The following is a 9,236-nucleotide window of genomic DNA, read 5'->3' on the forward strand; positions in this document are numbered from 1 at the left end:
GGCCGGGCGAGTCGTTCTGTCCACCGGGAACACCGCCGAGCACGGTGCCCCGGTGCACGAGCGAGACCGCGTCGGGTCCGACGCCGCTCTGCTCGGCGGAGACCGCCAGGGCGATGGTGTTCTCGCCCCGGGCCTCGAGGAACCCGGAGGGGATGACGAACTCCTTCTGCGGTCCGACGTTGTTGACGTACTGGCCGGTGTTCCAGCCGTTCACGAAGATCTGCACCCGGTACTTGTCGGCGCGGAACCCGTCGTCGTCGATCCGCAGGCCGACCGCGGTGTCGGTGCCCTCGGGCAGGTCCAGCCGGGCCGTCGTGCGGTACCACCGCACCCCGGGCCGTTCGCTCTTGAACGACCGGGTCGTGCCCCAGGAGGAGTCGGGCGCGCCCGGCAGGTGCCAGCCCGCGCGCTCGCCGTACAGGCCGCCGTTGTTGTAGATCCCGCGCACGGTGTCGACCGGGTCGGGGCCGCCCGCGGCGCCCTGGATCCGCCACTGGACCTTGCCCGAGCCGGGCACCTCCACGTCGGCCAGACCGCGGCCGCCCTTGGAGCGGCCGTCGGAGGACCAGTCCTCGTAGTGCCCCATGTTGCGGACGAGGATCGCCAGCACGGCCTGTCCGCCCGGCTCGGCGACGCCGGCCGGCACGGTGTGGGTGGCGGTGCCGTCGCCCTGGGCGCCGAGGTAGCGGCCGTTGAGCCAGACCATCGCGTGGCCGGCCGTCCCGGTCCTGACGGAGACCTTCACCGTGGTGCTCGCCTGCGACGGCGTGTAGCGGCCGCGGTACCAGGTGTCGCCCTCGTGGAAGCCGTACTCGTCGGTGTCCAGGACGACGCCCGAGGCCGCGCCGGGTCCGTGCCGGGGGTTGTCGGCGGTGGTCCGGTCGGCCTTCTTCCAGCCGGAGTCGTCGAAGCCGGCGGTGCGCTCGGGGTCGGCGTCGGCCGCGCGCCAGGTGGTCGGGCCCGGCATCGACGGGGTCCCGGGGCCGGGCAGGGCGGCGACGAGCGCGCCCGCCGCGTCGCGGGTGGCGGAGACGCGCTCGCCGTTCCAGGTGAGGACGTCGACGCCGGCCGGCGCGAACACCCGCAGCGGACCGGCCCGGCGGGTGTCGCCGGTCAGGTCGAGCCGGGTCCCGGCGAGGCGGGCGGTGCGGGCCGGTTCCGGGCCGGTGACGAGGACGTCGGCGGTGCCGGCGTCGAGCTTCCAGGTGGCCGCCACGCCGTCGCGGTCCGTGATCAGGAGGGTCAGATCCCTGCCGTCACCGGTGATCCGGAGCGTCCGGGTGCCGCCGTGCGTGTAGTTGAGCCGCAGGTCCTTGCGCGCCGCGTCCCAGGTGACCTCCACCGGATCGCCGTCCAGGGTGGTGACCTCCGGCCGCGCCGCGTAGCGCAGCACCGTCTCGCCCGCTTCGCCCGCTGTGCCGTGGAGGGCGAGCAGGTCGCCTCCCGCGGACAGGTGGGTGAGCACCTGGGAGGTGGAGTAGGGCATGCGGTGCGGGCCGAAGGCGTAGTCGGCGACGAGGACCTCGGCGTCGCGGCCGGCGACGGTGACCGCGGTGCCCTCCTTCTGCGGGACGCGCGGGTACGCCGTGGCGGACGTGCCCGGGCTCGGGCCGGTGTCGATCGCGTCGACGGAGACGAACGTGCCCTGGGAGGCGGCGGTCCCCTTCTCGCCGGTCACCACGATCCTGAGGGTGTGCTCGCCCTCCCCCAGGTCGTTCGCCTCGTACTTGACGTGCTGGAAGGTCGGCGAGGGGGCGTAGCTGTCGACCGTGGCCTTCTTGACTCCGTCGACGTAGACGTCGGCGGTGCCGTGGTTGGAGGAGTCCGGTCCGATCCAGCGGACGGCCGGTCCCTCGAAGGTGACCTCCAGGCTGTCCCCGGCCCGGTCGGAGAAGGTCTCGTCGTCCTGGTGGTCGCCGCTGGTCCAGCTCTTGCCGGAGGCGCGTTCCCAGGAACCGGTGAACTTCAGCGCCCGGGTGTCGGAGTCGTTCCAGCGGTACGCGGGTGCCGTGGGCGGTTTCGGCGCGACGGCCAGGTCCAGCGGGAACGTCGCACGGCTGGTCGAGGTGTCGTTGGAGTCGGGGTGGCGCAGGGTGATCAGACGGGTGCCGTTGCCCGAGACGGAGGTGGTCCGGGCGTTCTCCGTGGACAGCCGCTGCTGGGCCCTGACCGGGCCGCCGCCGGTGGCCGTGACCTCGGGGGCGGTGACGTTCTGCGCCGAGGCGATCGGTGTCACCGCGTCGTGCAGGTAGCCGAACTCCTTGTGGACGGCGAGCTTGGGGGTGATGCTCCGGTCCTCGGAGATCGGGGCGCCGTAGTCGTAGGAGGTGAAGCCGGAGCCGGGGTCGCCGGTCCAGCCCCAGTTGGTGCCGCCGTACTCCATGTAGGAGTTGAACACGGTCACGCCGTTGGCGAGGTTGTTCACCGCGAACTGGCGGAGGAACGCGGGGTCGACGAACTTCGCGCACTCGGTGGTCTGGAAGGTGCGGCCCCACGACGTGAACGCCCCGCCCTGCCCCTCGGCGATGAAGACCGGCGTCCCGGGCGAGTAGCCCCGGATGCGGGACTCGAAGTCCTGGAGCCGGCCGCGGGATCCCGTGCAGTCGAATCCCAGCGGGTAGGTGTCGAAGGCGTAGAGGTCGAGTTTCGAACCACCGGGTTTCCCGGGCACGTTCCAGCCGTGGCCGTCGCCCCAGGCGTTGTGGAACAGCGGCACGGTGATGCCGTGTTCCTTCACGGCCGTCTGCAGCTTCTCGATGTACTCGACGTGCTCGGGCGCGTTGTCGATCTGCTCGTTCTCGACCTGGTAGGCGATGACGCTGCCCCCGCCGTCGGTGATCTGGTGCCGGGAGATGACGGCGTTGACGGTCTTCAGCCACTCCAGGTCGGCCGCGAGGTTCTGCGGGGCAGCCGTGCGCTCCTCGCCGGCGTGGGTGGTCATGTACGCCGGCAGGCCGCCCATGCTCGCCTCGGCGTTGGTGTACGGGCCGGGGCGGGCGATGACGTACATGCCCTCCTCCTCGGCCATGGTGAGGAGCCGGTCGATGTCGCGGACGCCGGAGAAGTCGTAGGAGCCGGGCTTGCTGGAGTGGTAGCCCCAGAAGAAGTACAGCGACACGGCGTTGAAGCCGGACGCCTTCAGTTTCTGCAGGACGTCCCGCCACTGGTCGGGGCTGGGCAGCCGCCAGTAGTGGAACTCGCCGGACCACACGGTCAGCCGCTCGCCGTCGATGGTGAGGGACTTGTCGTCCCAGGCGACGCGGTGCGGCTTTCCGTCGTTGCCGGGAAGGAGACCGCGTCCGCGGCGGCGGGCGCCGCCGGGGCCGCCTCGGGCGGGCGGTCGGGCGCGGCCGCGGCGGCGCCCACCGGGGTGAGGGCCGCGAGGGCCGGGGCGAGGCCGGCCGCGAGCGGCCTCAGGAGCGGGCCGGAGCGGCGGGACACGCCCCGCTCCCGGGGCCGGCGGAATCTCGACGACTGGTGCACGGGCGCCTCCGACAACACGGACTCGAGGAAGTCCTTCTTCGGTCATGTGACTGCGTGAAGCCATGCCGCGAGCTGGGCATGCCAAGGCGATGAGCCAGGCAACCAATGTTGGCCAGAGTAAAGCCGGTCGACACAGAGGTCTAGACCCCATACGTCTTACCTCCTACTGTCGTCCTTCACATCGCCCTTGGGAATTAAGCGAGTTTATGGTCCAGACCAAGCCTGGAGGTCTCATGAGGAGACGCACGAACGCCATCACGACGGCGGGCCTGTGCTTCGCACTCGCAAGCGTCATGGCACTCGAAGCGCTGCCGGCCGTCGCCGCGGCGGACGTCGGGCCCCCCGCGGCATCCGCGCTGCCACCCGTCTCGCCGGTCCCGCAGTCCCTCGCCCGCGCGGGCGACGACGTCACCGTGACCAGCAGGGTGATCGTCGTGGCGGACGGGGACACGGACGCCGCCGCCCGCGATCGTCTCGTGCGGGAGCTGAAGGCGCACGGCGCCGGCCGGGTGGACGTCGTCGCCCCCGGCAGGGTGCCGCCGGTGGCCTCCGGTCTGCTCACCGTGCGGATCGGTCCGGCCACGCGTCCCGACATCGCGGCGGCGCTCGGCGACACGGCGGTGCCCGACCGGGCGGAGGGTTACGCCCTGCGCGTCGCGTCGGCCGGGCGGGGTGCGCGGATCACCCTCGGCGGCACGGACGCCGCCGGTCAGTTCTACGCCGTGCAGACCCTGCGGCAGTTGTTCGTCCGCTCCGGGGGCGACGGCTGGAAGGTGGCCGGCGCCCGGGTCGGTGACCACCCCTCGATGCCGCTGCGGGGCACCATCGAGGGCTTCTACGGACAGCCGTGGACACACGCCGAGCGCCTCGACCAGATGGACTTCCACGGCGACGTCAAGGCCAACACCTACGTCTACGCACCCAAGGACGACCCCTACCACCGGGGCAGGTGGCGCGAGCCCTACCCGGCGGAGAAGCTGGCGGAACTGGGCGAACTGGTGGAGCGGGCCACAACGAACCACGTCCGCTTCACCTTCGCCGTCTCCCCGGGGGAGTCGATCTGCTACTCCGACCCCGCCGACCGCAAGGCACTCAAGGACAAGCTCCGGGCCCTGTACGACCTGGGAACCCGCGCCTTCTCCGTCCCGCTCGACGACATCGACTACACCCGCTGGAACTGCGAGGCCGACCGGGCGGCGTACGGCGAGCCCGGCGCGGGAGCCGCGGGAAAGGCACAGGTCGACCTGCTCAACGACGTGCAGCGGACCTTCGTCGCCACCCACGAGGGGGTCTGGCCGCTGCAGATGGTGCCCACCGAGTACTACAACCACAGCGAGTCGGCCTACAAGCGGGCCCTGCGGGAGACCCTGGACCCCGCGGTCGAGGTGATGTGGACCGGGCAGGGCGTCGTGCCGGCGCAGATCACCAACGCGGAGGCCGAACAGGCGGCGGAGGTCTTCGGCCGCAAGGTCTTCGTCTGGGACAACTACCCGGTCAACGACTTCGGCAACACCAGCGGACGGCTGCTGCTCGCGCCCTACGACAAGCGTGAGGCGGGGCTGTCCGAGCACCTCTCCGGCATCGTGGCCAACCCCATGAACCAGCCGTACGCCAGCAAGGTCGCCGTCTTCGGCACCGCGGACTTCACCTGGAACGACCTCGCCTACGACGCGCGGAAGAACTGGCGGAACGCCATGTCCTACCTCGCGGGCGGCGACGCGGAGGCCACCGACGCCCTGCTGGTCTTCGGCGACCTCCAGCACCTGGCACCGACCTTCGGCGCGCCCTGGCAGCCCCAGGCACCCGGACTCTCCCGCCTCACGGCGGAGTTCTGGAAGAAGTGGGACGCCGGGGACCGCGCCGGCGCCGTCGGCGCGCTGCGCTCCCACGCCACCGCCGTCCAGCAGGCCCCGGCCACCATCCGCGGCGGGTCCGTGCAGAAGGGGTTCACCGCCGACGCGGCCCCCTGGCTGGACGCCACCGCACTGTGGGGCGAGGCGATGGTCACGATGCTCGACGCGCTCGCGGCCCGGCAGGACGGGGACAAGGAGGCCTCCGACCGGCTGCTGGCCTCCTCGGACGCCCTGCAGCAGCGGGCCCGCGCCGTGCGGGTCGACCCGCCGCGCAACTCCTGGGGCAAGGTCCAGCCCAAGGTCGGTGACGGCGTGCTCGACACCTTCCTCCTCCAGGCCGGCCTCCGGCTGCAGCTGTGGGACTCCACGGGAGGCGCGGAAAACCTGGCCCTGAAGGGGAAGGCGTCCGCCTCCAGCACGGAGCTGGACCTCGACCGGCTGGCCCCCCGGCACGTCAACGACGGGAAGACGGACACCCGCTGGGCCTCCGGCTACTCCGACGACGCGTGGGTGCAGGTCGAGCTCGCCGCACCGGCGAAGGTCGCGGCGGTCACCCTCGACTGGGAGAACGCCTGCGCGGCGGAGTACGCCGTGCAGACCTCCGGGGACGGGGTGAACTGGAGGACCGTGTCCACGCAGCGCCCGGACACCTGCGGCAACGACGTCGTCCGGCTCTCCGCCGACGAGACCGTACGGTACGTCCGCATGCAGGGCGTCGAACGGAGGACGACCTGGGGCTACTCGATCCACGAGATGGGCGTCTACGGGACGCCCGCCGCCTGACGTACGGCACGGCACGCCCCGCCGCGGGTCCGCGGCGGGGCGTGCCCCCTGCCGCGGACCCGCACCGCGCAGGCGGTCTTCCCGCCCCCGCGTCCCGTCCCGCACCGGTCACCGTCACCCGGCCGCGGGGAAGCGGTGCTCCGCGTCGAGGCGGAGAGCCCGCCCCGCCCGGGTGCCCGACGCCGCGGCGACCAGGCTCCGGTCCGCCACCGCGGCCCCCGTGCGTGAACGCCTCCGGGGCGAGGTCCTCGGCGGTGTACGGGGCACGGCGGGAGGCACCGGCACACGTCAGGACGGCGGGGCGCGGCGGCGGTGGCTCTCCGTCCGCTCCGGCCCCGCCGGCACGAGCCAGGCGCCCCGAGGACCGCGGGGAACGGCGTGTTTCACACATCAGCCCAGCTCAGGGCAGCGACGTGTACAGCAGGGGACCCTCGATTCGTCTGGACCTATTTTGTCTAGACCTCTTGCCCCGCCCGCGACCCGCGGGCTACGTTTCCCGCAGTTCGGAGTCCTTCGCGTTTCCTCCAATCCCCTTGATGCGCAAGGCTGGAAGGAGCATGTCCGCATGCAGGACCGAAGTCTGTCCAGGCGAACCGTCCTCGCTTCCGCGACCGTGGCCACCGCGAGCGCGACGGGCCTCATGGGCGTGACCGCCGCCCCCGCGGTCGCACACCGGCGCGACAACCGCCTCAAGAAGATCCTCTCCAGGATGAGCGTCGAGGCGAAGATCGGCCAGCTGTTCGTGCCCTACTTCTACGGCGCGTCGGCGACTTCTCCCAGCCAGTTCGACCAGGACCGCAACCTCAGGGAACTCGGCGTCCGCACCGTCGCCGAGCTGATCGCCAAGTACCACCTCGGCGGTGTCATCTACTTCTCCGGCTGGACGAACAACATCCAGGACCCGCGCCAGATAGCGGACCTGACGAACGGGGTGCAGCGGGCCTCGCTCTCGCTGCCCACCCCCGTCCCGTCCCTGATCTCCATCGACCAGGAGCACGGGGTCAACGTCCGCATCGGCAGCGGCGCCACCCAGCTGCCGGGCGCGATGGCGCTCGGCGCGGGCCGTTCGCTCTCCGACGCGCGCACCGCCGGACGGATATCGGGCACCGAACTCGCCGCCCTGGGCATCCACCAGAACTTCGCCCCGGTCGCCGACGTCAACGTCAATCCGGCCAACCCCATCATCAACGTCCGCTCCTTCGGCGCCGACGCCCGCGAGGTCGGACGCATGGTGGCGGCCCAGGTGACGGGTTATCAGCAGGCCGGCGTCGTGGCCTGCGCCAAGCACTTCCCGGGCCACGGGGACACCGGGCAGGACAGCCACACCGAACTGCCCGTGATCACCCACACCCGCGAGGAGTGGGACCGCATCGACGCCCCGCCCTTCAGGGCCGCGATCGCCGCCGGCGTCGACTCGATCATGACCGCGCACCTCCAGGTCCCCGCGCTCGACCCCAGCAACGAACCGGCCACCCTGTCGCCCAGGATCCTCCAGGGCGTGCTGCGCGGGGAACTCGGCTTCGACGGCGTGATCGTCACCGACGCCCTCAACATGCGCGGCGTGCGCACCAAGTACGGCGACGACCGCGTGCCCGTCCTCGCCCTGAAGGCCGGCGCCGACCAACTTCTGTTCCCGCCGGACATCGACGTCGCCTACCACGGCGTCCTGGCCGCCGTCCGAAGCGGAGAGATCACCGAGGACCGGCTCGACGAGTCGGTCCTGCGCATCCTGCGGGTCAAGGACAAGGCCGGCCTGCTCAGCGGCAGCCCCTACGTCTCCCCGAGGGAGGTCGACCGGGTCGTCGGCGCCCGCAGGCACCGGCTCGCCGCCGCCCGGATCGCCGAGCGCACCACCACCCTGCTGGTCAACGAGGGCGGGGCGCTCCCGCTGCGCCGCGGGCAGAGGAAACTGCTCGTGGTCGGCGCCAGCCCGGCCTTCCCCACCGACGACACCCGCACCACGGTGCCCGAACTGGCCAAGGCGTTCGGTGAACTGGGCTACAGCACCACCCACCTCGCCACCGGCCGGGCGCCCGACGCGGCGCAGGTCGACGAGGCCGTGGCCGCCGCGCGGGGACGGGACGCGGTGGTGGTCACCACCGACAACGTCGACGCCACCAGCACCCAGCGCACCCTGGTGTCCCGGCTGCTCGCGACGGGTGTCCCCGTCGTCCACCTCGCGGTGCGCAACCCCTACGACATCGCCCACCTCGGCGGCGTCCCGGCCTCGCTGGTCTCCTACTGCTGGACCGAGGTCGAACTGCGCGCCGCCGCCCGGGTGATCGCCGGCCGGGTCGAGCCGCGCGGCAAGCTCCCCGTACCCGTCCAGCGGGCCGACGACCCGGCCGAGGTCCTCTTCCGCTCCGGGCACGGCCTGTCGTACGACGGCTGACGTCCGCGTCCTCGCACGGCTTTCCGCCCCGGTGCCCCCTGGAGGGGGAACACCGGGGCGGGACGGCCCGATGCCCTCCACGCACCGGCCCCGCCGGTACTTTCCCGGCAGCCGGGCGGCGGCCGGGCGGTGGTGATGCGGTCCGCATCGATGTCCCGGTCGGTCCCTGAAGGGTGGTCGGGATCCGCGGGCAGAGGTTCTTGATCACTGCCTCGCCCCGGTGCGGTCCTCTCCGGGCGCCACCGCCGGCCGCGTACCGCCCGCGACGCGCACACGGGTGTGCGCGTCGCGGGTCACGGCACCGGGCGCGCGAGCGGGCGGCACGCGGAGTGCCGGTGAGGCGGCCGGTCCGCGGGACCGGCCGCCTCAGCCGCCGCTCTTGCGCCTGAACGACCGCTGGTTGCCGGCCGGGCCGTGCGCCGCACGCACCTTCGACGCGTTCGGGTTGGCGGCGCCGTCGGCCGCGTCCGCCTGCGCACCGCGCTTGCGTGCCAGGGCTTCACGGAACTTGCGTTTGAGGTCGTAGTTGCCGTCGCCGTCCGGTGACAGCGGAGAGGTCTCGGGAGAAACCGGCTCCGAACCTTCCGTGGGTGCGGGCTCTGCGGTCATGGTGACCTCCTGGGTCCGGGGATGGGCGAGCACAGCTTGTCATGCCGGGCGCGGTGCGGGACGCCGGCAGCGTCGTCCCGCTCCGTTCCGGCGGCCGCGCTCCCGGCCGGCCGGGA

The 9,236-nt window shown here is 72.5% G+C and carries 4 protein-coding genes; 2 read left to right on the forward strand and 2 right to left on the reverse strand.

Annotated features, from left to right (window positions below):
* Positions 1-3,211: beta-galactosidase (locus tag AOK18_RS20265; protein ID WP_055695288.1), on the reverse strand; the 3,211-nt coding region annotated here is incomplete at its 3' end.
* Between the two features lie 505 nt (positions 3,212-3,716).
* On the opposite strand from AOK18_RS20265, the gene AOK18_RS20275 reads away from it, so the two are divergent.
* Together AOK18_RS20275 and AOK18_RS20280 are read left to right on the forward strand one after the other, a co-directional pair.
* The gene (locus AOK18_RS20275; RefSeq protein WP_055695290.1) at positions 3,717-6,119 is read left to right on the forward strand and encodes a glycoside hydrolase family 84 protein; all 2,403 of its coding nucleotides are present in this window, start codon (positions 3,717-3,719) and stop codon (positions 6,117-6,119) included.
* A 565-nt stretch (positions 6,120-6,684) separates the two neighbouring features.
* Complete coding sequence (locus tag AOK18_RS20280; protein ID WP_055695291.1) at positions 6,685-8,511, forward strand: glycoside hydrolase family 3 protein; 1,827 nt, start codon at positions 6,685-6,687, stop codon at positions 8,509-8,511.
* A 366-nt stretch (positions 8,512-8,877) separates the two neighbouring features.
* Here the strand turns inward: AOK18_RS20280 and AOK18_RS20285 are convergent, their stop codons facing one another.
* Positions 8,878-9,120 carry a DUF5302 domain-containing protein gene (locus AOK18_RS20285; protein ID WP_055695292.1) on the reverse strand — a complete coding sequence of 81 codons (243 nt, stop codon included), beginning with the start codon at positions 9,118-9,120 and terminating at the stop codon, positions 8,878-8,880.
* Positions 9,121-9,236 lie beyond the last annotated feature (116 nt).

Source organism: Streptomyces prasinopilosus, assembly GCF_001419695.1.
In the GTDB taxonomy this organism is placed as follows: Bacteria; Actinomycetota; Actinomycetes; order Streptomycetales; family Streptomycetaceae; genus Streptomyces; species Streptomyces prasinopilosus.